Annotated in this window: 23 protein-coding genes and 1 riboswitch; of the genes, 15 read left to right on the top strand and 8 right to left on the bottom strand. The window is 61.4% G+C overall.

The features are described 5' to 3' along the window. Positions 1-12: 12 nt before the first annotated feature. A riboswitch (S-adenosyl-L-homocysteine riboswitch) is annotated at positions 13-119 on the bottom strand. Between the two features lie 198 nt (positions 120-317). The 4 genes from LQ249_RS29185 to LQ249_RS29170 all read left to right on the top strand — a co-directional run bounded on the left by LQ249_RS29185 (position 318) and on the right by LQ249_RS29170 (position 4,278). After that, complete coding sequence (locus LQ249_RS29185) at positions 318-722, top strand: acyl-CoA thioesterase (RefSeq protein ID WP_017844967.1); 405 nt, start codon at positions 318-320, stop codon at positions 720-722. A gap of 98 nt (positions 723-820) precedes the next feature. After that, on the top strand, positions 821-2,752 hold the full coding sequence (locus LQ249_RS29180; RefSeq protein ID WP_232566071.1) for a patatin-like phospholipase family protein: 1,932 nt from the start codon (positions 821-823) through the stop codon (positions 2,750-2,752). A gap of 71 nt (positions 2,753-2,823) precedes the next feature. Then, positions 2,824-3,711: a formate/nitrite transporter family protein gene (locus LQ249_RS29175; protein ID WP_057003940.1), complete on the top strand. Its 888-nt coding sequence runs from the start codon at positions 2,824-2,826 to the stop codon at positions 3,709-3,711. 180 nt (positions 3,712-3,891) lie between these two features. Beyond that, positions 3,892-4,278 (top strand): MAPEG family protein, encoded by a 387-nt coding sequence (locus LQ249_RS29170; RefSeq protein WP_046381781.1) that lies wholly within the window; start codon positions 3,892-3,894, stop codon positions 4,276-4,278. A gap of 52 nt (positions 4,279-4,330) precedes the next feature. Here LQ249_RS29170 and mltA read toward each other — a convergent pair whose 3' ends face one another. Continuing rightward, a complete protein-coding gene (gene mltA, locus LQ249_RS29165) occupies positions 4,331-5,515 on the bottom strand; it encodes a murein transglycosylase A (RefSeq protein WP_046381782.1) in 1,185 nt (394 codons plus the stop codon). 129 nt (positions 5,516-5,644) lie between these two features. Between mltA and LQ249_RS29160 the strand changes: the two genes are divergently transcribed. Continuing rightward, positions 5,645-6,094 (top strand): c-type cytochrome, encoded by a 450-nt coding sequence (locus LQ249_RS29160; RefSeq protein WP_017844962.1) that lies wholly within the window; start codon positions 5,645-5,647, stop codon positions 6,092-6,094. 5 nt (positions 6,095-6,099) lie between these two features. On the opposite strand, the gene LQ249_RS29155 is transcribed toward LQ249_RS29160, so the two are convergent. From LQ249_RS29155 to LQ249_RS29135, 5 genes are all read right to left on the bottom strand, one after another. Beyond that, the gene (locus LQ249_RS29155; RefSeq protein ID WP_046381783.1) at positions 6,100-6,495 is read right to left on the bottom strand and encodes a DUF1090 domain-containing protein; all 396 of its coding nucleotides are present in this window, start codon (positions 6,493-6,495) and stop codon (positions 6,100-6,102) included. Between the two features lie 39 nt (positions 6,496-6,534). Further along, on the bottom strand, positions 6,535-8,196 hold the full coding sequence (gene ligB / locus LQ249_RS29150) for an NAD-dependent DNA ligase LigB (protein ID WP_232566070.1): 1,662 nt from the start codon (positions 8,194-8,196) through the stop codon (positions 6,535-6,537). A gap of 99 nt (positions 8,197-8,295) precedes the next feature. Further along, complete coding sequence (locus tag LQ249_RS29145) at positions 8,296-8,646, bottom strand: DUF1090 family protein (protein ID WP_046487951.1); 351 nt, start codon at positions 8,644-8,646, stop codon at positions 8,296-8,298. A 219-nt stretch (positions 8,647-8,865) separates the two neighbouring features. Continuing rightward, positions 8,866-10,056: a methionine adenosyltransferase gene (metK, locus tag LQ249_RS29140; protein WP_017844958.1), complete on the bottom strand. Its 1,191-nt coding sequence runs from the start codon at positions 10,054-10,056 to the stop codon at positions 8,866-8,868. Between the two features lie 19 nt (positions 10,057-10,075). After that, positions 10,076-11,071 (bottom strand): ArsR/SmtB family transcription factor, encoded by a 996-nt coding sequence (locus tag LQ249_RS29135; RefSeq protein ID WP_177031769.1) that lies wholly within the window; start codon positions 11,069-11,071, stop codon positions 10,076-10,078. 259 nt (positions 11,072-11,330) lie between these two features. Here LQ249_RS29135 and tkt point away from each other — a divergent pair, with 259 nt between their 5' ends. The 6 genes from tkt (at position 11,331) to fba (ending at position 17,778) form a co-directional block, all read left to right on the top strand. Then, a complete protein-coding gene (gene tkt, locus LQ249_RS29130; RefSeq protein ID WP_017844956.1) occupies positions 11,331-13,328 on the top strand; it encodes a transketolase in 1,998 nt (665 codons plus the stop codon). Positions 13,329-13,537: 209 nt separating this feature from the next. Further along, the gene (gene epd, locus LQ249_RS29125) at positions 13,538-14,587 is read left to right on the top strand and encodes an erythrose-4-phosphate dehydrogenase (RefSeq protein WP_017844955.1); all 1,050 of its coding nucleotides are present in this window, start codon (positions 13,538-13,540) and stop codon (positions 14,585-14,587) included. 18 nt (positions 14,588-14,605) lie between these two features. Next, positions 14,606-15,769, top strand: a complete 1,164-nt coding sequence (locus LQ249_RS29120; protein ID WP_017844954.1) for a phosphoglycerate kinase — start codon at positions 14,606-14,608, stop codon at positions 15,767-15,769. A 26-nt stretch (positions 15,770-15,795) separates the two neighbouring features. Then, entirely contained in the window at positions 15,796-16,023 is a 228-nt protein-coding gene (locus tag LQ249_RS29115; RefSeq protein ID WP_017844953.1) for a hypothetical protein, read from the top strand. Positions 16,024-16,083: 60 nt separating this feature from the next. Next, a complete protein-coding gene (locus LQ249_RS29110) occupies positions 16,084-16,416 on the top strand; it encodes an MliC family protein (RefSeq protein WP_046381786.1) in 333 nt (110 codons plus the stop codon). Between the two features lie 297 nt (positions 16,417-16,713). Further along, complete coding sequence (gene fba, locus LQ249_RS29105) at positions 16,714-17,778, top strand: class II fructose-bisphosphate aldolase (protein ID WP_003177554.1); 1,065 nt, start codon at positions 16,714-16,716, stop codon at positions 17,776-17,778. A gap of 150 nt (positions 17,779-17,928) precedes the next feature. On the opposite strand, the gene LQ249_RS29100 is transcribed toward fba, so the two are convergent. After that, positions 17,929-18,594 (bottom strand): polysaccharide lyase family 7 protein, encoded by a 666-nt coding sequence (locus LQ249_RS29100; RefSeq protein ID WP_046381787.1) that lies wholly within the window; start codon positions 18,592-18,594, stop codon positions 17,929-17,931. Between the two features lie 312 nt (positions 18,595-18,906). Here LQ249_RS29100 and LQ249_RS29095 point away from each other — a divergent pair, with 312 nt between their 5' ends. The 3 genes from LQ249_RS29095 to LQ249_RS29085 are packed head-to-tail and all read left to right on the top strand — an operon-like array spanning position 18,907 to position 21,872. Beyond that, positions 18,907-21,012 carry a putative bifunctional diguanylate cyclase/phosphodiesterase gene (locus LQ249_RS29095; RefSeq protein WP_232566069.1) on the top strand — a complete coding sequence of 702 codons (2,106 nt, stop codon included), beginning with the start codon at positions 18,907-18,909 and terminating at the stop codon, positions 21,010-21,012. Between the two features lie 43 nt (positions 21,013-21,055). Further along, on the top strand, positions 21,056-21,556 hold the full coding sequence (locus LQ249_RS29090) for a M48 metallopeptidase family protein (protein ID WP_010207148.1): 501 nt from the start codon (positions 21,056-21,058) through the stop codon (positions 21,554-21,556). Positions 21,557-21,575: 19 nt separating this feature from the next. Next, entirely contained in the window at positions 21,576-21,872 is a 297-nt protein-coding gene (locus LQ249_RS29085) for a winged helix-turn-helix domain-containing protein (protein ID WP_017844949.1), read from the top strand. Between the two features lie 35 nt (positions 21,873-21,907). Here the strand turns inward: LQ249_RS29085 and LQ249_RS29080 are convergent, their stop codons facing one another. After that, the gene (locus tag LQ249_RS29080; RefSeq protein ID WP_017844948.1) at positions 21,908-22,360 is read right to left on the bottom strand and encodes a GNAT family N-acetyltransferase; all 453 of its coding nucleotides are present in this window, start codon (positions 22,358-22,360) and stop codon (positions 21,908-21,910) included. A gap of 202 nt (positions 22,361-22,562) precedes the next feature. On the opposite strand from LQ249_RS29080, the gene LQ249_RS29075 reads away from it, so the two are divergent. Then, complete coding sequence (locus LQ249_RS29075; RefSeq protein WP_046381789.1) at positions 22,563-23,300, top strand: substrate-binding periplasmic protein; 738 nt, start codon at positions 22,563-22,565, stop codon at positions 23,298-23,300. Positions 23,301-23,303: the final 3 nt, after the last annotated feature.

Below are 23,303 nucleotides of genomic sequence, written 5' to 3'. Positions count from 1 at the left end.
CCATTCGTAGTGTGCGAATGGGCGCCGTTGTGCGTTTAGTATCAGGCCAGGACAACCAGGCCGGACAACGCCCCATCCGAGCCTGACAGGTCTAACCTGCTGCAGCGCCCCTCGGACAGGTGGCGGGAGAACGGTATCAACTGAAGATGACCGTTTTGAAGCGGGTGCGATTATAGCTGTGTACGCGGCACTTCCCAAGCCTTTCTGTCGGCGATATGAAGATCCCGCATGGGGGCGATAGGCAATGGCGCATAGAGCTTGCGCCCAGGCTCTGCCATGATATTGCCCATCATTCGGCAAGACGCTTTGGAGTGACCATGAACTTCCACACCCGCAAATGGGTAAAACCTGAAGACCTCAACCCCAACGGCACCCTGTTCGGTGGCAGCCTGCTGCGTTGGATCGACGAGGAAGCAGCCATCTACGCGATTGTCCAATTGGGCAACCAGCGCGTGGTGACCAAGTACATCTCCGAAATCAACTTCGTCAGCGCCTCGCGCCAGGGCGACATCATCGAGCTGGGCATCACCGCCACCGATTTCGGCCGCACCTCCATCACCCTGACCTGTGAAGTGCGCAACAAGATCACCCGCAAAAGCATCCTCACCGTGGAAAAAATGGTCTTCGTCAACCTCGGCGAAGACGGTTTGCCCGCGCCTCACGGCCGGACCGAGATCAAATACGTGAAAGACCAGTTCAAGGAAGACAGCCCTCCTGCGTAACCGCACAGCGGTTTGATTGCTTTACCAAATCATTCCGCGTGGATCTTTCCCAGGCTTTCTCACGACTCAGGACTACGTTCTGTATCGAGAGCCTATGTATGAAAGTGTCGTCCAATCTGGCTGCGCAGATGCAGCCGCTTTCGCTCCAGTCATCGCAAGCCCCCCTCAGCCAAGACGTGAAAACCACGTTGGTTGAGGCCGCGGGACCGCGCAAACTGAGTCTTTCCCGCAATATTGACGGCCAGGTGGAGGTGGTGTTGTCGCTGCCACCGCCCAGCCATCTGGTGCTCAGCGGCGGAGGTGCCAAAGGCATTGCCTATCCGGGAATGGTGCAGGCGCTGGAGGACAGTGGGAAGCTGCAAGGTATCCAGGTTATTTCCGGCTCATCCGCCGGCGCGATTTCTGCCTCGTTGCTCGCCAGCGGCATGAACGCCGAGGTCTTCGGCAAGCTATCGAACCGCATCGACCTGCCGAGCCTGTTGAACAGCGACGACCCGTTGACAGCCTGGCTGCAAGAGGCCAGTGCTCGCCTGGGCAAACTCACCCGGCGCTTGCCAGGCCCGGCGGGCAATATCTCTCAATTGTTGCTGACCATGATGCCGCGCCTGCAAACCGAGGCGCGTCCCTTGGAGCAATTGCTGCGCAATGAGTCGCGCCAATCGGTCCTTGCCCATATCGCCGCTACGCCAAGGGCCACCCGGCCTGGTGAAGTCATGAAAATCGCCGACCGGCTCAGCGCCGGCGAGGCTCCGACGTTTCGCGATCTTGAGGTGTTGAACCGACATATCCCGGCGATCAAACCGCTCAATATCACCGGCACTGGGATGTTCGACGGCCGCCCGCAACTGGTGACGTTCAACGCCAGCCTGACCCCGGACATGGACATCGCCCGCGCCGCGCACATTTCGGCGTCGTTGCCGGTGCTTTTCAAGCGCCCTGCCGAGCAGGGGCATGCCTTCCAGGAAACCGCCGAAGCCACTGCATTCCAGGACGGTGGCCTGCTGCTCAACACGCCGGCCCCCGGGGTGATCGAGCCCTCGTTTGCAGAAAGCCCGTTGAGCCAGCACGAGTCTCTGATCGTCAAGTTTGAAGCCGAAGACGCAGCGACGCCGAAAAAAAGCGGCGGTTTCTTCAGCAGCCTCGTCGACAAGCTGACCGGAACGCCCCATGCGTCCGCCGAAGCCTATCAAAATGAGCGGCTCAAGGCGTTTGCCGAGCAGACCGTGGTCCTGCCGCTGAAGACGGATAAGGGGGACTTTCGCGGCACGCTCAACGGCACCGTGAATTTCACCATGAGTGCGCAAGACAAGCAGCATCTGCAGGCACAGGCGCGCAAAACCGTGGCGGCGCACTTGGAACAACGCGACACGGTGCGCGAGCATCACACGTTCGCCTCGTTGGATGACGCGGTGCTGGCAATGGACGATGCGATGCTGGCCAGTGCGCAAGCAACCTTGCAGAAAGACCCGGCCGCCGCCGCGGTGTTGATGTTCAGACAGAACGCACAACAAGCGCTGCAAACCCTGGACAGTGCCATTGCCAAGGTGAACCAGGCCCACGACACCCTGATCTTCACACCTGAGCTGTCTGCCGCGCTGCGTAACCTGGATGCGCTCGCCAGCCGGCCTGAGCACGTCGAGTGGCTGGGGCGTCGATTGAATGCTGCGGGGCAGCGCAATTTTCAGCAGTTGTTGCAGGTGGCGGCCAAGCAGGCTTCGGGCGCCTCGCCGATGTCCAGCGTCATGGCCAGTGCGGTCGCCGAAATGAAACGGCGCGACATCGCGGTAAAGGCCGAAAACTTCACCCGCGAGGTCATCTACCCATCGCTGTACCGGCCAGGCCAGACCGACGCCAATGTCGACCTGTTGCAACGCGCTGCGGCGGATTTGGCCAAGGCGACCACCCCCGCGGCGTTCAACCGGGTGCTCGACGAGATCATTCGGCACTACGGCGCGCGCAACAAGCCCTGGTCAAAACCGTTCAGTTCGACCACGGTGGAGATGGCCAAGGCCTGGCGCATACCGGTTTAGTTGCCAGGCCACTGAACAGCCATCGCTCCAGCCTGTCGTAGCTACAGGTACCCCTTGGACTCTGGAGCATCATGGCCACGCACGACGACGGCAAGACCCCCAACCTGTCGAAGGAAGAGCAGCACGACGTCGACAAGAACCAGCCACCCCGCGCGGCGGTGCTGCATGAAATCATCCGCACCCAGGGCGACCAGGAACTGGAGCGCACGGTGGCGGCATTGTGGTGGTCGGCGCTGGCGGCCGGCCTGACCATGGGCCTGTCACTGATGGGCATGGGCCTGCTCAACTCGCGCCTGCCGGACGGTGAAGGGTTCAAAGTCATTGCCAGTTTCGGTTACTGCGCGGGCTTTTTGGCGGTGATTCTCGCGCGTCAGCAGTTGTTCACCGAAAACACCCTGACCGCAGTGCTGCCGGTGATGAGCAAACCGACCCTGGCCAATGCCGGGCGCTTGCTGCGGCTGTGGACGGTGGTGCTGGTGGGTAACCTGTGCGGCACCTTGCTGGTGGCTTATGTGATGCTGCACCTGCCGATCTTCGATACCAGGACCGACCAGGCCTTCCTTGAGATCGGACGCAAAGTCATGGAAAACGCCCCCGGCCAGATGTTTGCCAAGGGCATCGTTTCCGGCTGGATGATCGCCACCATGGTGTGGATGATTCCGTCGATGGAAAGCGCCAAGCTCTGGATCATCATCCTGATCACCTACTTGATGGCGCTGGGGGATTTCACCCACATCGTGGTCGGCTCGGCGGAAGTGTCTTACCTGGTATTTGCCGGTGAACTGCCGTGGAAGGATTTCTGGCTGATATTCGCCGGGCCGACCCTGGCCGGCAATATCATTGGCGGCAGCTGTATCTTTGCGCTGATCAGTCATGCGCAGATCCGCAGCGAAAGCAGCTTGCCGGGTAAGGTTGCAGCGGACCCGAGGCATCCGCAGCGGATCAATAAGGATCAGTGAGCGGCAGAATCAACGCGCTGCCGACACGGAACCCATGGCGGTTGGGGGTGTGCGTTTTGATGAGCTACGCTTGGGTGCTTTGGGCCATGCGGTTGGACGCAGAGCCTGTGGCTGGATGCGGGTCGGCATGTTCGTGATAAAGCGTTGATCGCCTTGATAAAACCAAAAAAGGAATGAGTGATGACTGTCGCTTTCTGGTGTGTATTGATCGCAATCTTTCTGCCGTACCTGTGTACCGGTGTGGCCAAATTCAGTGGCGGCAAGTTCGGGCCACGGCAGAACCATGACCCGCGTGCCTTCCTCGATACCCTGGAAGGCTTCGCCAAACGCGCCCATAACGCGCAACTCAACAGCTTTGAAGTGACCCCGGCGTTTGCTGCCGCAGTGATCATCGCGCACCTGGCCGGCACCGCCGAACTGGTCACGATCAATGTCCTCGCGGTGCTGTTTATCACCAGCCGCCTGCTGTACATCATCTGCTACCTGGCGGACTGGGCCATCCTGCGCTCGCTGGTGTGGGCGGTGGGCATGGCGCTGATTGCGAGTTTCTTCTTCGTCTCGATCTAACGCTTGTCGCAGTGTGGGGGCTGGCTCGCCCCACACTGTCGATCAGCGTCTGTCAGGTGCCGGCGGGGGCATCTGGTACCTGGGGTAATGCGGCGCCCTTTGGCCACAACATCCAGATCTGCCCCTGCTGCTTCATATTCCCTGCCAGTTCGCCTGCGGCCGCCCCTGTGCCCCAGAACAAGTCTGCGCGCACTTCGCCGGTGATTGCGCCGCCGGTATCCTGCGCGGCGACGGGGCGCACGATCGGCGCACCGTCCGGGCGTGTGGTCGACAGCCACAGCAGGCTGCCCAGCGGAATCACCTTGCGATCCACCGCCACGCTGTAGCCGGCGGTCAGCGGCACGTTCAGCGAGCCGCGAGGGCCTTCGTTGCTGTCGGGGCGGGCGCTGAAGAACACGTAGCTGGGGTTGCTCGCCAGCAGTTCCGGAATGCGCTGCGGATGCGCCTTGGCCCAGGCGCCGATGGCCCCCATGGTCACGTCTTCTTTCTTCAGCTCGCCTTGCTCCACCAGCCAGCGGCCGATAGGACGGTAGGGGTAGCCGTTCTGGTCGCCATAGCCGATGCGCAATTGGCGCCCGCCTGCCAGTTGAATCCGCCCCGAACCCTGGATCTGCAGGAACTGCAGGTCCATCGGGTCGGTCAGCCAGGCGATCGGCTTGGCGGTGGAGCCTTGGCCGTTGATCGTGCTGGCGTCGTCATACGGCTTGAGCACACGACCTTCAAGGCGGCCGCGCAGGCGCTTGCCCTTGAGTTCCGGGTAGATGCTTTCGAGGTTGACGATGATCAGGTCGTCCGGCACGCCGTACACCGGCACATGGGCGGTGGGGGTTTCGGTCAGGCTGCCGGGGTAGACGGGTTCGTAGTAGCCGGTGATCAGGCCGTTCGGTGTGTTGTCGGCCGAGCGCAGGCCGAATACGTCCAGGCGTTCCTTGAGAAAACCGCGAACCGCCGCGGCATCGCCTGGCACCGCCGTTGCCGCCGCGCAGGTCGCGCCCCACACCGGGTCAGCCTTGAGGCGTTGGCAGGCGCTGCGCCAGGACTCAAACCCGGCCAGCAGTTCGCTGTCGGACACCGCCGGCAGGGCTTCCCACGGTGCGTTCACATAGGTGGCCACCGCATGGGGTTTGATTGTTTCATCTTTGTGCGTGTCCTTGCCCGCATCGCAGCCGGCCAGCACCGCGATCATCGGTAGAGCCCACGCCAGACGGCGGCTCCAGGGTTTCAAAGCGATATTCATACAAGCAATTCCTGAAGCGATTGCCCGTGCGTCGACGCGTTTGGGCAACCCTTATCGTTAATAGGGCTATTGGTCTTTGCGGGTGGGGCGAGGATACTGGCCGCCGTTTCCCGTGACCTCGAAGCCACCATGACTTTTAAAAAACTGACTGTTGTACTGCTGGCCTGCCTGGCGCTGTCCGCCTGTGGCGGCGTTGATCCGAATTCGCCCCTGGGCCAGCGCAAAGCGATCTTCAAGCAAATGCTCAAGACCGGCGAAGACCTGGGCGGCATGTTGCGTGGGCGCATCCCGTTCGACGGCGCGAAGTTCGCCGAAGGCGCGGTCAAGCTCGATGCGTTGTCCCATGAGCCATGGAAGCATTTTCCGAGCGTGCGTGAGGAAGACCACACCAGCGCCAAGGACGACGTCTGGCAAAAACAGGCGCAATTCCAGCAAATGGCCCGCGACCTCGAAGCGGCCACCGGTGAATTGGTGATTGCAAGCCAGGTGCAGCCTTACAAGGCCAGTAACCTTTCGCCTGCAGTGCAGAAAGTCGAAGATGCCTGCAGCGCTTGTCATAAGCAGTTCCGGGACCACTGACCGGTTTACTGGTCGAGTTCTTCCACCGCATCCTGCAGTGCTTTGCGCGACTCGGCCAGTTTGTCCTTGCGTTTGTTGATCTTGTCCGCGTCGCCTTTTTTCATCGCCTTGTCGAGGTCGGCCTGACGGCGGCTGACGTCATGCTTGGCGTCGAGCACCTTGTTTTCGCGTTCCTTTTTCAACGCCGCGTCGTTGCAGTTGGCCGTGACTTCACTCAGGGCTTTCTCCAGGCCGGCTTGTTGTGCGCTGTCGCCATGGGCCTTGGCCTGTTCGATCTGGGTGCTGATGGCCTGGCGCTTGGCGGCGCAGCCGGTCAGCGGGGTTGCTTCTTCGGCTGCCAGCAGCGGCGTCGCCATGAAGCATGCGACGGTCAGCAGGGCAAAAGGGGCTAAAAATTTCATATGGAGCTCCAAAGTCGCAATCTGATGGCCGGGTCGGGTTCAAAACCCGTCTATTCCGGCCACGCGTAGTGTCTCAGCCAAAGCCTGTATCTGCGGGTCGCGAAAAAAAGCGCTGAGTTGCGCCGCGCGGCCCGGGCCGATGCCATCCAGGGCCAGCCAGGCTTGGGTGTCCTTGGCAACCAGCGCCCGCCAGCCGCCTTCCAGGTTATTGCGTGCCGCAGGCGGTACACCCAGGGCTTTGAGCCATTGAGCGAAAGGCCGTTGCCGCGCGCTTTGGATACTGTCGAGCACCCGCGCACGGCTGCGATCGCCGAAGCCCTCAATGTTAGCAAGCTCTGCCGCATCGAGGGTCAACCAATCGAGGAAGCCTGCGATTAGACCGGCCTGGATCAATACGTTCCACGTCTCCCGGCCCATATGCGGCAGGCCCAGGCCCTGGTTGCCGCTCAACCAGGTCAGGCGCGACAGCAACTGTTCTTCGCAGCCAGGGTCCAGTTGCCAGCAACTCAGGGCATGAAAGTCCCGGGCGTTGGGGACTTGGATGTCCACTCGGGTCTCGTTGCGCAGGACCACCTCGTCCAGTCGCGGGATGACCTGGCCGGCGAGGCTGATGGCGACCTGATCGCCGGGGCGGATATCCAGGGTTTTCCAGCGTTGCAGGGAGCCGGTGCTGACGCGGCTGATCTGCCGGTCGTCCAGGCGCACCGGTTCGAGTTCCAGGATAGGGGTGATGCGCCCGGTGCGGCCGATGTTGAACTGCACCTTGCGTACCAGTGCGAGAGCCTTGGCGGCGGGGTATTTCCAGGCGACTGCCCAGTAAGGCGCACTGACCTGCCAGCGCTTGGCGGGTGCGCGCGTGGCCTGGTGCAGCACGACGCCATCACTGGCAAATGGCAGTGGATGGTTGTACCAGTAGGTGCGCCAGCGGGCGGCGCCGGCGATGTCCTGGATGGGCCGGCTGTAGCGTTGGCTGTCGATGAAGCCCCAGCCTGCCAGGGTGGCCAGGCGCTCGGTGAAGTCCGCCGGGCCATCGGGCCAGGCCCAGACAAACAGACCGATCCCGGCGGCCTCGGCGTCGCTCAACTGTCGACGGTTCATCAAACCGGCCACCCTGCTGCGCGCATTGAGCCCGCCCAGGCTTGATTGCACATGGTCGTCGAGACGCCAATAGAGCTCACCTTGCAGCACCAGGTCGATGGGCTCCGGCAGTTGCTGGACGATGCCGGGGATTTTTTTCGCGCAGGCCGACCAGTCCTGGCCGAGCAAGCCGTCGCCCCGGCTGATCACTTGGTGCAGGCGCCCCTGGCGGTACACCAGGCTCACGGCGACACCGTCGACCTTGGGCTGGACCCACACATCTTGGCGAACCTGGAGCCATTCGCCGACGGCGTGTTCGTCGAGCAATTTGTCCAGGCCCGTATGGGCCACCGGGTGCGGCGAGGTGCCCCGTGAGCTGGCCAGAGGCTTGTCGGCCACCGCCGCCGGTTGCGGGAAACACCGCTGCCAGTGAGCCAGGCGCTGGCGGGCCTGGTCGTAGAGTTCGTCGCTGATGGGCGAATGGCCGAGCCGGTGGTAACTGTCGTCCCAGAGGCTGATTTGCCGAGCCAGCGGGCCGATTTGTGCCCGTGCGTCATCGGGGCACTCTTCAGCCCTGGCCAACCCGGTTAGAACACTGAGTAAAAGAACGATCAGCAAGCGCATCGGGAGCATCCTTGCTCGGTAAGGGGCGTTCAGCCTAAGGGATCTTCGCGCCCACAAAAAAGCCCCGACAGAGCGGGGCTTTTTACCGGGTGTTTCTGCTTACTTGAACAGACCACCCAGGGCTTTCACGGCATCGTTGTTTTCTGCCTTGGCCTGCTGCTTTTGCTGCTTGGCATCGACGTTGGCCTGGGACTCGGCGAGTTTGTTACAGCCTTTGTTGACCTGCTCCAGCGCGGCTTCGAAGGCCTTCACTTTCAACGCGTCGTTCTTGGCATTGGCCGCGTCGATCTTGGTTTGCAGGTCTTTGGCATGCTGCTGGCAGTCGCCGGAGTTGCCGCCACCGAGCTGGGAGCTCAGTGCGCCACTCAGTGCGCTCAGGTCGGCGGCGTTCACCGGCAGGGCAAACAGGCTGAGCAGCAGGGCGGCAGGGGCGAGCTTGGAAATATGCATGAAAACCTCAATGTCCGATTGCCTGCGCGCTGATGAGTCCCGGGCCGGCGCAGTGCAATATCCAGAATAAGGTGGAGGGCCCGAGAGGGCGCGGATTCTAGTGGGCCATTATTTAGCCTGCAAGGTTTGGATCCAAAAAATGTGAACACCGACGCGAATCGCCCGACAATAAAAAGCCCCGCCGGGCGAACCCGGCAGGGCTTTGGGTAGCGCAAGCGATTACAGGCCGGCAGCGATACGCAGGTCGTTGGCGCGGTCGGTTTTTTCCCAGGTGAAGGTGGTGAAGGTGTCGTCGCCGACCGTCTTCTGCGCCGGGGTACGGCCGAAGTGGCCGTAGGCCGCGGTTTCCTGGTACATCGGGTGCAGCAGGTCGAGCATGGTGGTGATCGCGTAAGGGCGCAGGTCGAAGATCTCGCGCACCAGTTTGACGATCTTGTCATCGCTGATCTTGCCGGTGCCGAAGGTGTTCAGCGAGATCGACGTAGGCTGGGCCACGCCGATGGCGTAGGACACCTGAATCTCGCAACGCTCGGCCAGGCCAGCGGCGACGATGTTCTTGGCCACGTAGCGACCGGCGTAGGCCGCCGAACGGTCAACCTTGGATGGGTCTTTGCCGGAGAACGCGCCACCGCCGTGACGGGCCATGCCGCCATAGCTGTCGACGATGATCTTGCGCCCGGTCAGGCCGCAGTCGCCCACCGGGCCACCGATGATGAACTTGCCGGTCGGGTTGATGTGGAACTGGGTGTCCTTGTTCAGCAGTTCAGCCGGCAGCACGTGCTTGACGATCAGCTCCATCACGCCTTCGCGCAAGTCGGCGTAGGAAACGTCCGGGTTGTGCTGGGTCGACAGCACGACAGCATCGATACCGACCACTTTGCCGCCTTCATAACGGCACGTCACCTGGGACTTGGCGTCCGGACGCAGCCACGGCAGCAGGCCGGATTTGCGGGCTTCGGCCTGGCGCTGCACCAGTTGGTGCGAGAAGGTGATCGGCGCTGGCATCAGCACGTCGGTTTCGTTGCTGGCGTAGCCGAACATCAGGCCCTGGTCGCCGGCGCCCTGGTCTTCTGGCTTGGCGCGGTCGACACCCTGGTTGATGTCCGGGGACTGCTTGCCGATGATGTTCATCACGCCGCAGGTCGCGCCGTCGAAGCCGACGTTGGAGCTGTTATAGCCGATGTTGGTGATCACCTCGCGGACGATATGCTCCAGGTCGACCCAGGCCGTGGTGGTGACTTCGCCGGCGATGATCGCCACGCCCGTTTTCACCAGAGTCTCGCACGCCACACGGGCGAACTTGTCTTCAGCAATGATGGCGTCCAGCACCGCATCAGAAATCTGGTCGGCGATTTTGTCCGGATGCCCTTCAGACACGGACTCGGAGGTGAAAAGGGAGTATTCGCTCATCTCGATGTTTTCCTGATATTTACCGATGGTGAGTGTCGCCAGCCGGTCGCTGAAAATGGCGGACCTGGATCTGGAAACCATTACGTAAACCTACATAGAGGCTTTCCCCGGGAACGAGTCCCGCAGCGGTGGCCCAACGGGCCAGATCGTCCTGTTCAAAACCCAACCAGAGATCACCGCAGGCCTCCCTGGCCCAATTCTGGTTGTGGCTGCATAAATCTGTAACCAGCAAGCTACCGCCGGGTTGCAGCAAATTCGCCATCTGCTTGAGGGCGTCGGCGGGGGCGGCGAAATGGTGCAGGACCATGTTCAGCACCACGCAATCGGCCCGCAGGCTGGTGTCATTCAGGGCATCGGCCAACTGCAGGCTGACGTTGCCCAAGGCCTCGCGCTCGCACAACTGGCGTGCCAGTTCGAGCATCGCCGGGCTGTTGTCCAGCGCCGTGACCTGTTGAAAGCGGCGCGCCAGTTCCGGCAAAAAGCCGCCATCGCCAGGCCCGACTTCCAGGGCCGTCGCTTTATGACTGAAGCTCAGCTTGTCCAACAACGCCAGTACACTTTCGCGATATTGCGGCAAGCCGGCGATCAGGTCTTGCTGGGCGCGAAACTTCTCGGCGACCCGTGAGAAAAAGTCCTGGCTGGCCGCCGCGCGCTGCCCGTGAACCTGGCCGATGCGTGATTGCACGTCGCTGGGCAGGCTCAAGTTGTCCACTTCTTCCAGCAGCGCGCTGTGCAGCTTGCCGCCGAGCAACTCGGTGTGGGGCAGGGCGCGGCGGTAAAAAATCGCATTGCCTTCGCGGCGGGTGGCCACCAGGTCGGCCTGGGCCAGGACCTTCAAGTGATGGCTCATGCCCGATTGGCCGATGGCGAAAATCTGCGCCAGTTCCAGCACGCCGAAGGAATCGTTGGCCAGCACCCGCAAGACGTTCAGGCGCAACGGATCGCCAGCGGCCTTGCATAAGGCAGCCAGTTCATCGCCATCGTCGGGACGCAGGGAGGGCACGGGTAAGTTCATAAGGCCAGCAGTCTAGTGACGGGTGGAAATCATCGCAAGGCCAATATCAAAAAGTTTTGATATTGGTCGATAAGTGGCGGTTATAAGCGAGCGCTATTCCCGTTAGACGAAGCGGCGGCAGGGTTCTGCAGGCGATTGCCGCGCAAACCACAGGAAAAACGCCCTCAAGTGACTATCTGTCATTGCCCGCAGGCGGTGGCTGAGGGAAAATGCCGGTCCTTTTTTCCGTTTCTTTTATTCAACCCTCAGGAGAACAGCGATGCCCAGCCGTCGTGAGCGTGCCAACGCCATTCGTGCCCTCAGCATGGATGCCGTGCAAAAAGCCAACAGCGGCCATCCCGGTGCCCCGATGGGCATGGCGGATATCGCCGAGGTACTCTGGCGTGACTACCTGAAACACAACCCGACCAACCCGTCTTTCGCCGACCGTGACCGCTTCGTGCTGTCCAACGGCCACGGCTCGATGCTGATCTACTCGCTGCTGCACCTGACCGGCTACGATCTGACCATCGACGATCTGAAAAACTTCCGCCAGTTGCACAGCCGTACCCCGGGTCACCCGGAATTCGGCTACACCCCAGGCGTCGAGACCACCACCGGTCCCCTGGGCCAAGGCCTGGCCAACGCCGTCGGTTTCGCCCTGGCTGAAAAAGTCCTGGGCGCGCAGTTCAACCGCCCCGGCCACCACATCGTCGACCACCACACCTACGTATTCCTGGGTGATGGCTGCATGATGGAAGGCATTTCCCACGAAGTCGCTTCCCTGGCTGGTACCTTGGGCCTGGGCAAGCTGATTGCCTTCTACGACGACAACGGCATCTCCATCGACGGCGAAGTCGAAGGCTGGTTCACCGACGACACCCCTAAGCGTTTCGAGGCCTATAACTGGCAGGTGATCCGCAACGTCGACGGCCACGACCCGGAAGAAATCAAGACCGCTATCGACACCGCCCGCAAGAGCGAGCAGCCGACCCTGATCTGCTGCAAGACCACCATCGGTTTCGGCTCGCCGAACAAGCAAGGCAAAGAAGACTGCCACGGCGCCCCGCTGGGTGACGCGGAAATCGCCCTGACCCGTGAAGCGCTGAAGTGGAACTACGGCCCGTTCGAAATCCCGGCCGACATCTACGCCGAATGGGACGCCAAGGAACAAGGCCTGGCCACCGAAGCCGAGTGGGACCAGCGTTTCGCCGCCTACTCCGCCGAATTCCCGGAGCTTGCCAATGAGCTGGTACGCCGCCTCGCCGGTGACCTGCCTGCCGACTTCGCGGAAAAAGCCTCGGCCTACATCGCCGAAGTCGCGGCCAAGGGCGAGACCATCGCCAGCCGTAAAGCCAGCCAGAACACCTTGAACGCCTTTGGCCCGCTGCTGCCTGAGTTCCTCGGCGGTTCGGCCGACCTGGCCGGTTCCAACCTGACCCTGTGGAAAGGTTGCAAAGGTGTCTCCGCCGAAGACGCCAGCGGTAACTACATGTACTACGGCGTGCGCGAATTCGGCATGAGCGCGATCATGAACGGCGTGTCCCTGCACGGCGGTCTGGTGCCTTACGGCGCGACCTTCCTGATGTTCATGGAATACGCGCGCAACGCAGTGCGTATGGCCGCGCTGATGAAGAAACGCGTGATCCACGTGTACACCCACGACTCCATCGGCCTGGGCGAAGACGGCCCGACCCACCAGCCGGTCGAGCAATTGACCAGCCTGCGCACCACGCCGAACCTGGATTGCTGGCGCCCAGCCGACGCGGTCGAATCCGCCGTGGCCTGGAAACACGCGATCGAGCGCAAGGACGGCCCTTCGGCGCTGATCTTCTCCCGTCAGAACCTGCAACATCAGGTTCGCACTGACGCGCAGATCGCTGACATCAGCCGTGGTGGCTACGTGCTCAAGGACTGCATCGGCGAGCCGGAGCTGATCCTGATCTCTACCGGTTCCGAAGTCGGCCTGACCGTTCAGGCCTACGACAAGCTGACTGCCCAGGGCCGCAACGTGCGCGTGGTGTCCATGCCTTGCACCAGCGTGTTCGAAGCCCAGGACGCCGACTACAAGCAATCGGTATTGCCGCTGCAGGTCAGCGCGCGTATCGCCATCGAAGCGGCTCACGCCGACTACTGGTACAAGTACGTGGGCCTGGAAGGCCGCGTGATCGGCATGACCACCTACGGTGAGTCGGCGCCGGCGCCAGCCTTGTTCGAAGAGTTCGGTTTCACCCTGGAAAACATCCTGGGTCAGGCTGAAGAGCTGCTGGAAGACTAAAAGCGCGAACGCGGTGGCCAACTGGCTGCTGCACACAGATGTGCGGTGGCGACTGCCCATCGCACCCACTGTAGGAGCGAGCTTGCTCGCGAAGAACGAGAGAGCGCCGCGTCAAACCAGAGACGCTGCGTTATCGTTGACGATCTTCGCGAGCAAGCTCGCTCCTACATTGGTTAGATGGTTTGTGTCGCCCACACTGCGAGAACCCCATGCCCCAACCGCGTCCTTACAAAGTTGCACTCAACGGCTACGGCCGTATTGGTCGTTGCGTCTTGCGTGCTCTGTTCGAGCGAGGGGCGGCGGCCGGGTTTGAGATTGTCGCGATCAACGATTTGGCCGACATGGCCAGCATCGAATACCTGACACGCTTTGACTCCACCCACGGCCGGTTCCCCGGCGAAGTGCGGGTGGAAGGCGATTGTCTGCATATCAAGGGCGACTGCGTGAAAGTGCTGCGCAGTGCCACCCCCGAGGGCATCGACTGGGCGGCGCTGGGCGTCGACCTGGTGTTGGAATGCTCCGGTGCCTATAACACCCGTGCCGACGGCCAGCGTTTTCTCGATGCCGGCGCGCCGCGTGTGCTGTTTTCCCAGCCGATGGCCAGCGAGGCGGATGTCGACGCCACCATCGTCTACGGCATCAACCAGGATTGCCTGACCGGCGCTGAACGGCTGGTGTCCAACGCTTCCTGCACCACCAACTGCAGCGTGCCGTTGTTGCGCCTGCTGGACCAGGCGATCGGCGTGGACTACGTGTCGATCACCACCATCCACTCGGCGATGAACGACCAGCCGGTGATCGACGCGTATCACCATGAAGACCTGCGCCGCACGCGTTCGGCGTTTCAGTCGGTGATTCCGGTGTCCACCGGTCTGGCGCGTGGCATCGAACGGCTGTTGCCGGAACTTGCCGGGCGAATTCAGGCCAAAGCCGTGCGGGTGCCGACGGTGAACGTTTCATGCCTGGACATCACCATGCAAACCGTCAGCGACACCGATGCGGTGGAGGTCAACCGGATTCTGCGCGACGCCGCCACCAGCGGCCCGCTCAAAGGTTTGCTGGCCTACACTGAGTTGCCCCACGCCAGTTGTGATTTCAACCATGACCCGCATTCGGCGATTGTCGATGCCAGCCAGACCCGCGTTTCCGGCCCGAGGCTGGTGAATATCCTGGCCTGGTTCGACAACGAATGGGGGTTTGCCAACCGAATGCTGGACGTCGCAGAACACTATCTGCAAACAGCCTCTCCAAAACTTTAGCCTCAGGAATTGCCACCCATGACCGTGTTGAAGATGACCGACCTCGATCTGCAAGGTAAACGCGTACTGATTCGCGAAGACCTCAACGTCCCAGTCAAGGACGGTGTTGTCACCAGCGATGCGCGAATCCTGGCCTCGCTGCCGACCATCAAGCTGGCCCTGGAAAAAGGTGCGGCCGTGATGGTCTGCTCCCACCTGGGTCGTCCGACCGAAGGTGAGTTCTCGGCCGAAAACAGCCTCAAGCCTGTGGCCGATTACCTGAGCAAGGCCCTGGGCCGCGACGTGCCGCTGGTGGCTGACTACCTCGGCGGCGTCGACGTGAAAGCCGGCGACGTCGTGCTGTTCGAAAACGTGCGCTTCAACAAGGGCGAGAAAAAGAACAGTGACGAACTGGCCCAGCAATACGCCGCCCTGTGCGACGTGTTCGTGATGGACGCCTTCGGCACCGCCCACCGTGCCGAAGGTTCGACCCACGGCGTGGCCAAGTTCGCCAAGGTCGCTGCCGCCGGCCCGTTGCTGGCTGCCGAGCTGGACGCACTGGGCAAGGCCCTGAAGGCGCCGGCCCAACCAATGGCGGCCATCGTGGCCGGTTCCAAAGTCTCCACCAAGCTGGACGTACTCAACAGCCTGAGCCAGGTCTGCAACCAGCTGATCGTCGGCGGCGGCATTGCCAACACCTTCCTGGCCGCAGCCGGTCACCCGGTGGGCAAGTCGCTGTACGAGCCGGACCTGCTGGACACCGCTCGCGCCATCGCGGCCAAGGTCAGCGTGCCGCTGCCGGTGGACGTGGTCGTGGCCAAGGAATTTGCCGAAAGCGCTGAAGCCACCGTCAAACTCATCGATGACGTGGCCGCTGACGACATGATCCTGGACATCGGCCCGCAAACCGCAGCCAACTTCGCGCAATTGCTGAAAGCCTCCCGGACCATCCTGTGGAACGGCCCGGTCGGTGTGTTCGAGTTCGACCAGTTCGGCAACGGCACCAAAGTGCTGGCCAAGGCCATTGCCGAAAGCTCGGCATTCTCCATCGCCGGCGGCGGCGACACCCTGGCGGCCATCGATAAATATGGCGTTGCCGACCAGATCTCCTACATTTCCACCGGTGGCGGCGCGTTCCTCGAATTCGTCGAAGGCAAAGTCCTGCCGGCGGTTGAAGTCCTGGAAAGCCGAGCCAAAGGCTGAGGCAGATCAGGAAAAGGAGCATTCCCATGATCAAGTCGTTGGCACTGGTGATCGCAGCGGGCCTGTTGGCCGGCTGCGGCAGCACGCCGAGCGCGGCGCCGGCACCTGGAAAGGCGCTGCCGGCGCAGAAAAAAAGCTGCTACCAAGCCGATTGGCAAGCCGAGACCATGCCGGTGATCAACAAGCGCATGGGCAACGAACGGCTGGAGAAATACGACTCTGCGCCCAACGGTCAGGAACAGGGTTGCCCTTGAAGGGTCTGATCAACTAACCGACTGCAACGCAAGCCCAAGGCCTGCGTGCGAGGATTGGCAATGAAAGGCGTTTTCGCCCTGGTAGCACTGGCGTTATTGGCCGGTTGCAGCAGCATGAACATGTTCAACAAGGCAGAGCCTGCCGACAAATGGACGACCTGGACCTGCGACAGCAAGGCCGAGGTCAACTGGCGCTTTGCCAACCCGGCCCGCACCGAAGTGGATGTCCGCCTCGGCGGCTCGACCCAGGTTTACCGCCTCAAGCAGGACGTGGCGGCATCGGGTGTGCTCTACAGCAACGATCAGTTGGCGTTTCACACAAAAGGTGAGGAAGGCCTGGTTTACTGGGTGGCCACCGACGATTTGATTGGACGTGGCTGCAAGGCCCAGTAAACAGAACACGGTCTCAACATTAATGAGACCCCAATGTGGGAGGGGCGGTGCGACGATTCGACTTGCCTCCGATAGCGTTGGGTCAGCCACCCGCGATGTCGACAGGTAAATCGCCGTCGCGGGCAAGCCCCCTCCCACATTGATCCGGTTCCAAAGTGATACAGGCGGTGAACCGGATAGTGAAAAAACGATTCAGCAGGCCAGGTATGCAAAGCCTGACCGGCAATAACTTGAATAGCAGCCGCCGCTACGGCAGGCTTGCACGATTAACGACCCTCGACCGGGAGAGACAACACAATGGCACTTATCAGCATGCGTCAAATGCTGGACCACGCAGCCGAGTTCGGCTACGGCGTCCCAGCCTTTAACGTCAACAACCTTGAGCAGATGCGCGCCATCATGGAAGCCGCTGACAAGACTGACTCCCCAGTGATCGTCCAGGCTTCGGCCGGTGCGCGTAAATACGCCGGTGCCCCGTTTCTGCGTCACCTGATCCTCGCCGCGATCGAAGAATTCCCGCACATCCCGGTGTGCATGCACCAGGACCACGGCACCAGCCCGGACGTGTGCCAGCGTTCCATCCAACTGGGCTTCAGCTCGGTAATGATGGACGGCTCCCTCGGCGAAGACGGCAAGACCCCGACCGACTACGAGTACAACGTGCGCGTCACCCAACAAACCGTGGCCATGGCTCACGCCTGCGGCGTCTCGGTTGAAGGCGAGCTGGGCTGCCTGGGTTCCCTGGAAACCGGCATGGCTGGCGAAGAAGACGGCATCGGCGCCGAAGGCGTGCTGGATCACAGCCAGATGCTGACCGACCCGGAAGAAGCCGCCGACTTCGTCAAGAAGACCCAGGTCGACGCCCTGGCCATCGCCATCGGCACCAGCCACGGCGCCTACAAGTTCACCAAGCCGCCTACCGGCGACGTGCTGGCCATCGACCGCATCAAGGAAATCCACAAGCGCATCCCCAACACCCACCTGGTGATGCACGGTTCTTCCTCGGTGCCGCAAGAGTGGCTGGCGATCATCAACCAGTACGGCGGCGACATCAAAGAAACCTACGGCGTACCGGTTGAAGAAATCGTCGAAGGCATCAAGTACGGCGTGCGCAAGGTCAACATCGACACCGACCTGCGCCTGGCATCCACCGGCGCGATGCGTCGCCTGATGGCCACCAACCCGAGCGAATTCGACCCACGTAAATTCTTCGGCGCCACCGTGACCGCGATGCGCGATGTGTGTATCGCACGTTATGAAGCGTTTGGTACTGCGGGCAATGCTTCGAAGATCAAGCCGATCTCCCTGGAAGCGATGTACCAGCGTTACCTGAAAGGTGAGTTGAACGCTAAGGTGAACTGAGCCTCAAGCGTTTAAAAAGAAGCCCGCAGCGATGCGGGCTTTTTTTGCGGCTGGAATTTGATCAGCTTGCAGGCGCGTAGGACCAGCACCGAGTCCTAAGGCTACACAGGGGAACGGTGTTTACCAGTGCTCGTAATGAGGCCAATCCGTTCACTCGTGATCAATATCCAACTTCGCAAACGTCACCTTCGCCCCTTCCTTGCTATCCCCGCTGTTGTCCTGCACATACGCCCCCGCCTTGAAATACAGCGGCTTGCTGCCCCAGGCCGCGCCAATGCGCTCGTTCCACTGCCCGTCGGCGGCTTCCACACTCAGCAACCCGGCTTTGTTGAGGTTGATCACGTAGGTAAAACTCTTCTCCAGCGGCACATTGGAGGCGACGATGATCACCCGGCTTTCATCGTCGTCCGGGCGCATGCGGACCTTGGCGACGATGTTGCCGGTCTGGGTTTTTTCCTTGAACTGGTATTCCACCTTGATCAAGGGTTTCTGGCTGTCGTAGGCGTGGATCTGGCCGATGACGATTTTCCCGGAGGAGGGCACCTGGTTGACGGCCAGCGTGGCGCGCAGATAATTGTCGGCTTCGGGGTAGGTCCAGTTGCGCAGGCGCCCGTCGGCGTAGGTTTCGCGCAGTTCGCTGCGGGGGTAAATGGCGTTCTCGGTACGTGTGCCGGTGACGGGTGTCCAGAATTGCACGTTGCTGCCTTCGGCCTGGAAATATTGGTCATTGAAGCCGCTCATCAGCTTCGGGGTGTCGATGGTCGCGGGAGGCGAGCCGACCGGAATGCTCAGGTTCCAGGTGGAAAGATCAATCATGGCGTAGGCCTTTTTACAGATAGGTATAGGCTTTGGCCCTTGGGCCAGACAGCATCTTTATAGGCGGTAGTCCGCCGCTTGTTAATGAATGCCTGGCAAGTTATTGGCGCCAAGGGAATGTCAAAAAGCCATGTTCCCCATGAACCGCGGGCTGCAGGGGTTGACCGTTAGTCGGCTTAGCAGTCTTTGGTGCGATGATGGCACCCGCTTCACTTCTGATTTTTGGGAACCAAGGCTAGAGTGAGACCTCAGTGCTTGCCCGGGTTTTCTGTCAGAACTGACCGGTGCGGCACCTTAAGGAAGAGACGTAGCATGGAATGCGCTCCACACCAAGGCGATGGCGGTTCGGTTCTTCTGGTGGTCGATGACTACCCGGAAAATCTGATTAGCATGCGCGCCCTTTTGCAACGTGATGACTGGCAGGTGGTGACCGCCGGTTCCGGCCTGGAGGCTCTGGAACTGTTGCTCCAGCACGAGGTAGACCTGGTGCTGCTCGACGTGATGATGCCCGGCATGGACGGTTTTGAAGTCGCCCGCCTGATGCGCGGCAGCCAGCGCACGCGCATGACGCCGATCATCTTTCTCAGCGCGAATGCGCAATCGCCGGCCGCCGTGCTGGAAGGTTATGCCAGCGGCGCCATCGATTACCTGTTTAAACCCTTCGACCCGCATATCCTCAAACCCAAGGTCCAGGCGTTGCTGGAGCAGCAGCGCACCCGTCGGGCGTTGCAGCGCCTGAGCCATGACCTGGAGTCCGCCCGCGCCTTCAATGCCTCGGTGCTGGACAACGCCGCCGAAGGCATCCTCGTGGTGAGTGATGCGGGCGTGATCGAGTACGCCAACCCGGCGATTTCGCGCCTGCTCAATGCCACGCACGATGAGCTCAAGGGCAAGGATTTTTTGAGTTTCCTGCAAAAACCCCATGTGCCTGCCTGGCTGGAATCGCAGATGTACGCCGGTTTCCGTCAAGGCCAAACCTGGCGTTTGCATGATGCGATCTTGCGTACCGGCCGCGGTCAGCAGGTGCCGGTGGCGCTCTCTTGTGCGCCGTTGCCCGCCGAGCAGAAGGCCATGGTGGTGACCGTGCTGGACATGTCCGAGGTCTGCCACCTGCATCAGCAACTGGAGTTCCAGGCGGTGACCGACCCGCTGACCGGGTTGTTGAACCGCCGTGGCTTTTACCAGGCCGTGGAAAACTCCCTGCTGCGCAGCGATCGCACCGAGCAGTCGCTGGTCTTGTTGTACCTGGACCTCGACGGCTTCAAACGGGTCAACGACTCGCTGGGGCATGACGCGGGTGATCGGGTGCTGCGCTGGGTTTCGGAACAGTTGCAGAGCTGCCTGCGTTCCTACGACATTCTCGGACGCATGGGCGGGGATGAATTCACGGCGTTGTTGGAGCTGGAGTTCCCCGAACAGGCGGCGAAGATTGCGGAAAAACTGATCGAGCGGGTGTCTGTTTGCCAACAGGTGGATGGCTTGGAGGTGATGCTCGGGGTCAGCATCGGCATCGCGACTTTTCCGGATTGCGGCTCGGACTTGGGCGGCCTGTTGCGTGCGGCTGACATCGCCATGTATGAGGCCAAGCGTGCGGGGCGTCAGCAATATCGCTATTACGATCAGGAAATGAACGGTCGCGCCCGCTCGCGGCTGATGCTCGAGGACAGCGTGCGCAACGCCATCCAGAACAAGGATTTCACCCTGGTGTACCAGCCCCAGGTGTCTCTGGAGGACGGCCATCTGCGCGGCGTCGAGGCGTTGTTGCGCTGGCAGCACCCGAGTGTCGGCGATGTACCGCCGGGGCTGTTTTTGCCGCTGCTGGAAGAGGCGCGGCTGATCAGCCAGTTGAGTGCCTGGATCTACCACCAGGTCGCCGCCCAGCGTCAGGTGTGGCAAGCCATGTTCGAGGATGAACTGGTGTTGAGCGTGAGCCTGAGCAGCAGCCAGTTCAACATGCCCAACCTGGCGAGCCAACTGCAGCAGGTACTCGACCGACATGGGTTGCAGGGGCGCCAGTTGGAGGTGGAAATCGGCGAGGACAGCCTGATGCATAACCTCGACGCGTCCGCCAAGCAGTTCAAGTTACTGCGCGCGGTGGGGGTACGCATCGCCCTGGATGACTTCGGTTCCGGCCACTGTTCCCTGGCCCATCTGCGCGACCTGCCATTCGACACGCTCAAGCTGGACCGCCAATTGGTCGCGGGCCTGCCGGGCTCGACGCGGGATGCGGCGATGGCCCGCAGCATTATCGAGTTGTGCGGGCATTTCGGCGTGCTGGTAGTCGCCGAGGGTGTAGAGACGCTGGAGCAAGCCCAGTGGCTCAAGGCCAATGGTTGCCCGTTTGTCCAGGGGCCATGGGCGGCCCCACCGTTGATGGCCGGGGCGGTGGTCGACTGGTTGCGCGCCCGTTCCTGCTGAATTCGCTACACTGGCGCCCATTCGAACCCTGTTGCAGACCTCAATGACCGCGCTGAAATACCTCCAGGCCTATCCCGCTGCCCTTCAGGAGCAAGTGCGCCAACTGATCGCCAAGGACCAGTTGGGCGCCTACCTGGAGCAGCGTTACCCCGAACGTCACGCCGTGCAGAGCGACAAGGCCCTGTATGCCTACGCGCTGGCCTTGAAGCAGGAGCACCTGCGCAACGCGCCGGCTATCGACAAAGTGCTGTTCGATAACCGCCTCGACCTGACCCACCGTGCCCTCGGCCTGCACACCACGATTTCGCGGGTGCAGGGCGGCAATCTGAAGTCCAAGAAAGAAATCCGGATCGCCGCGCTGTTCAAGGAAGCCGCCCCGGAATTTCTGCGCATGATCGTGGTACACGAACTGGCGCACTTCAAGGAATCGGACCACAACAAAGCGTTCTACAAACTCTGTGAGTACATGATGCCGGGCTACCATCAGGTGGAATTCGACCTGCGCGTGTACCTCACGTATCGCGACCTGCAGGGCAAACCCTGACTTTCCAAGGCGGTTGACCATGGATGTGAGCAAGACCAAGAGCAGCTTCTACCGCCGCCTGTACGTGGCGTATCTGATCGACAGCCAGCAGGCCAGCAGCGTGCCGGCGCTGACCGAGGTGACGGGCATGCCCCGGCGCACCGCGCAGGACACGATTGCGGCATTGGCGGATCTGGATATCGTCTGCGAGTTCGAGCAGGAAGACGGCGCGCGCAATCATGCGGGGTGCTATCGGATTCGCGACTGGGGCGCGATCGATCGGCGGTGGATCGAGGCGAATCTGGCGTCGATCAAACAGGTCTTGGGTTATCCCTGAGGCTTGGCGGTCGCTGGGCTGACGCGATGGGGCCATCAGGCGCGCCGCATGCCGATGTGCGGAATGTCGTCCTCAAGGTATTCCTCACCCGCCACCAAAAAACCATACCGCGCGTAATACCCCTGCAAATGCGCCTGGGCTGAGAGAAAGATCGGCGTCTCTGGCCAGATATCGTCAATCTGCTTGAGCGTTTCTTCCATCAGCAGATGCCCCAGCCCGGTGCCGCGTGCCATCGGTGCCACGATCACCCGGCCGATCACCACATCCCCGGCCTGGGTCTCCGGGTCCAGCAGGCGCAGGTAGGCCACCAGGTCATCGCCTTTCCAGGCCATCAGATGGTGGGTATCGCCTTGCAGGTCCTGCCCGTCGATGTCCTGGTAGACGCACTTTTGCTCGACAACGAAGACCTCGCTGCGCAGGCGCAGAATGGCGTACAGCTGCTCCTTGCCCAGGTCGTTGTGATGTTTGCAGACCCATTCGACTGTCATGGTGTGATTCTCTTGGAAGTGTCTGTCCCGGATAGTAAGCGCGGCGGGCACTTCTGTCTAAATCGGTTGTTTGGAACAGTGACGTCAATCTGCCATCATTGTATGCATTCAGCGGCGGGTTCTTTGTGTAATCTGAGCTACTGTTACATCCTCAGGTACCGCCTGAGCCAGGGCCACCGCCTGCCTGCCAAGGACTTTAAGCATGCCGCGATTTTCTCGTGCCGTTGCTTTGATTGGAATGTTGTTGCTGGCCCAGCCGGCATTCGCACAGCGTCTGCGCCTGGTGGCGGATGCCTGGCCACCCTTTACCGATGCCACCTTGATCAATGGCGGGCTGGCTACCGATATTGTCAGCACCGCCTTGGCCCGCGCCGGTTATGCCAGTGATTTCGAGCAGGTGCCCTGGGCTCGCGCGTTGATGGGCGTCGGCGATGGGCGCTACGACGTGGTGGTCAACGCCTGGTATGACGAGGCCCGCACGCGCCTGGGGCAGTTTTCTGCTGAATACCTGATCAACCGCCTGGTTTTTATCAAGCGTCGCGACGACCCGATCGAGTTCCAGAACCTTGAGCAACTGCACGACTATCCCATCGCCGTGGTGCGGGGGTATGCGTATTCCGCGGCGTTCGACCAGGACACGCAGTTACAGAAAGTCCCGGTACACAACTTCGCCATGGCGGTGCGGATGCTCGTTGCGCGCCGGGTACGCCTGACGGTGGAGGACGAATTCGTTGCCCGTTATTACCTGGCGCAGGAGTCGGCGCGGGTGCGCAATGCGGTGGAGTTTTTGCCGCAGCCGTTGAGTGAAAACAGCCTGCATATTCTGGTCAGCCTGAAGAACCCCGAGCATGAGCAGATCGTTGCCGGTTTTGACCGCGAGATTGCCAAGATGAAGGCCGACGGCAGTTATGCGCGGTTGATGAAGCAGCACGGCATGTAGTGG

Source organism: Pseudomonas sp. 7-41, assembly GCF_021233075.1.
Taxonomy (GTDB): Bacteria; Pseudomonadota; Gammaproteobacteria; order Pseudomonadales; family Pseudomonadaceae; genus Aquipseudomonas; species Aquipseudomonas veronii.
The sequence above is the reverse complement of the archived record's forward strand: the minus strand, read 5'-3'. Positions and strand labels throughout refer to the sequence as shown.

Bases quoted from the DNA above. Each gene is read 5' to 3' on its own strand.
- LQ249_RS29185 (WP_017844967.1), top strand. From the start codon at position 318: ATGAACTTCCACACCCGCAAATGGGTAAAACCTGAAGACCTCAACCCC.
- LQ249_RS29180 (WP_232566071.1), top strand. From the start codon at position 821: ATGAAAGTGTCGTCCAATCTGGCTGCGCAGATGCAGCCGCTTTCGCTC.
- LQ249_RS29175 (WP_057003940.1), top strand. From the start codon at position 2,824: ATGGCCACGCACGACGACGGCAAGACCCCCAACCTGTCGAAGGAAGAG.
- LQ249_RS29170 (WP_046381781.1), top strand. From the start codon at position 3,892: ATGACTGTCGCTTTCTGGTGTGTATTGATCGCAATCTTTCTGCCGTAC.
- mltA (WP_046381782.1), bottom strand. From the start codon at position 5,515: ATGAATATCGCTTTGAAACCCTGGAGCCGCCGTCTGGCGTGGGCTCTA.
- LQ249_RS29160 (WP_017844962.1), top strand. From the start codon at position 5,645: ATGACTTTTAAAAAACTGACTGTTGTACTGCTGGCCTGCCTGGCGCTG.
- LQ249_RS29155 (WP_046381783.1), bottom strand. From the start codon at position 6,495: ATGAAATTTTTAGCCCCTTTTGCCCTGCTGACCGTCGCATGCTTCATG.
- ligB (WP_232566070.1), bottom strand. From the start codon at position 8,196: ATGCGCTTGCTGATCGTTCTTTTACTCAGTGTTCTAACCGGGTTGGCC.
- LQ249_RS29145 (WP_046487951.1), bottom strand. From the start codon at position 8,646: ATGCATATTTCCAAGCTCGCCCCTGCCGCCCTGCTGCTCAGCCTGTTT.
- metK (WP_017844958.1), bottom strand. From the start codon at position 10,056: ATGAGCGAATACTCCCTTTTCACCTCCGAGTCCGTGTCTGAAGGGCAT.
- LQ249_RS29135 (WP_177031769.1), bottom strand. From the start codon at position 11,071: ATGAACTTACCCGTGCCCTCCCTGCGTCCCGACGATGGCGATGAACTG.
- tkt (WP_017844956.1), top strand. From the start codon at position 11,331: ATGCCCAGCCGTCGTGAGCGTGCCAACGCCATTCGTGCCCTCAGCATG.
- epd (WP_017844955.1), top strand. From the start codon at position 13,538: ATGCCCCAACCGCGTCCTTACAAAGTTGCACTCAACGGCTACGGCCGT.
- LQ249_RS29120 (WP_017844954.1), top strand. From the start codon at position 14,606: ATGACCGTGTTGAAGATGACCGACCTCGATCTGCAAGGTAAACGCGTA.
- LQ249_RS29115 (WP_017844953.1), top strand. From the start codon at position 15,796: ATGATCAAGTCGTTGGCACTGGTGATCGCAGCGGGCCTGTTGGCCGGC.
- LQ249_RS29110 (WP_046381786.1), top strand. From the start codon at position 16,084: ATGAAAGGCGTTTTCGCCCTGGTAGCACTGGCGTTATTGGCCGGTTGC.
- fba (WP_003177554.1), top strand. From the start codon at position 16,714: ATGGCACTTATCAGCATGCGTCAAATGCTGGACCACGCAGCCGAGTTC.
- LQ249_RS29100 (WP_046381787.1), bottom strand. From the start codon at position 18,594: ATGATTGATCTTTCCACCTGGAACCTGAGCATTCCGGTCGGCTCGCCT.
- LQ249_RS29095 (WP_232566069.1), top strand. From the start codon at position 18,907: ATGGAATGCGCTCCACACCAAGGCGATGGCGGTTCGGTTCTTCTGGTG.
- LQ249_RS29090 (WP_010207148.1), top strand. From the start codon at position 21,056: ATGACCGCGCTGAAATACCTCCAGGCCTATCCCGCTGCCCTTCAGGAG.
- LQ249_RS29085 (WP_017844949.1), top strand. From the start codon at position 21,576: ATGGATGTGAGCAAGACCAAGAGCAGCTTCTACCGCCGCCTGTACGTG.
- LQ249_RS29080 (WP_017844948.1), bottom strand. From the start codon at position 22,360: ATGACAGTCGAATGGGTCTGCAAACATCACAACGACCTGGGCAAGGAG.
- LQ249_RS29075 (WP_046381789.1), top strand. From the start codon at position 22,563: ATGCCGCGATTTTCTCGTGCCGTTGCTTTGATTGGAATGTTGTTGCTG.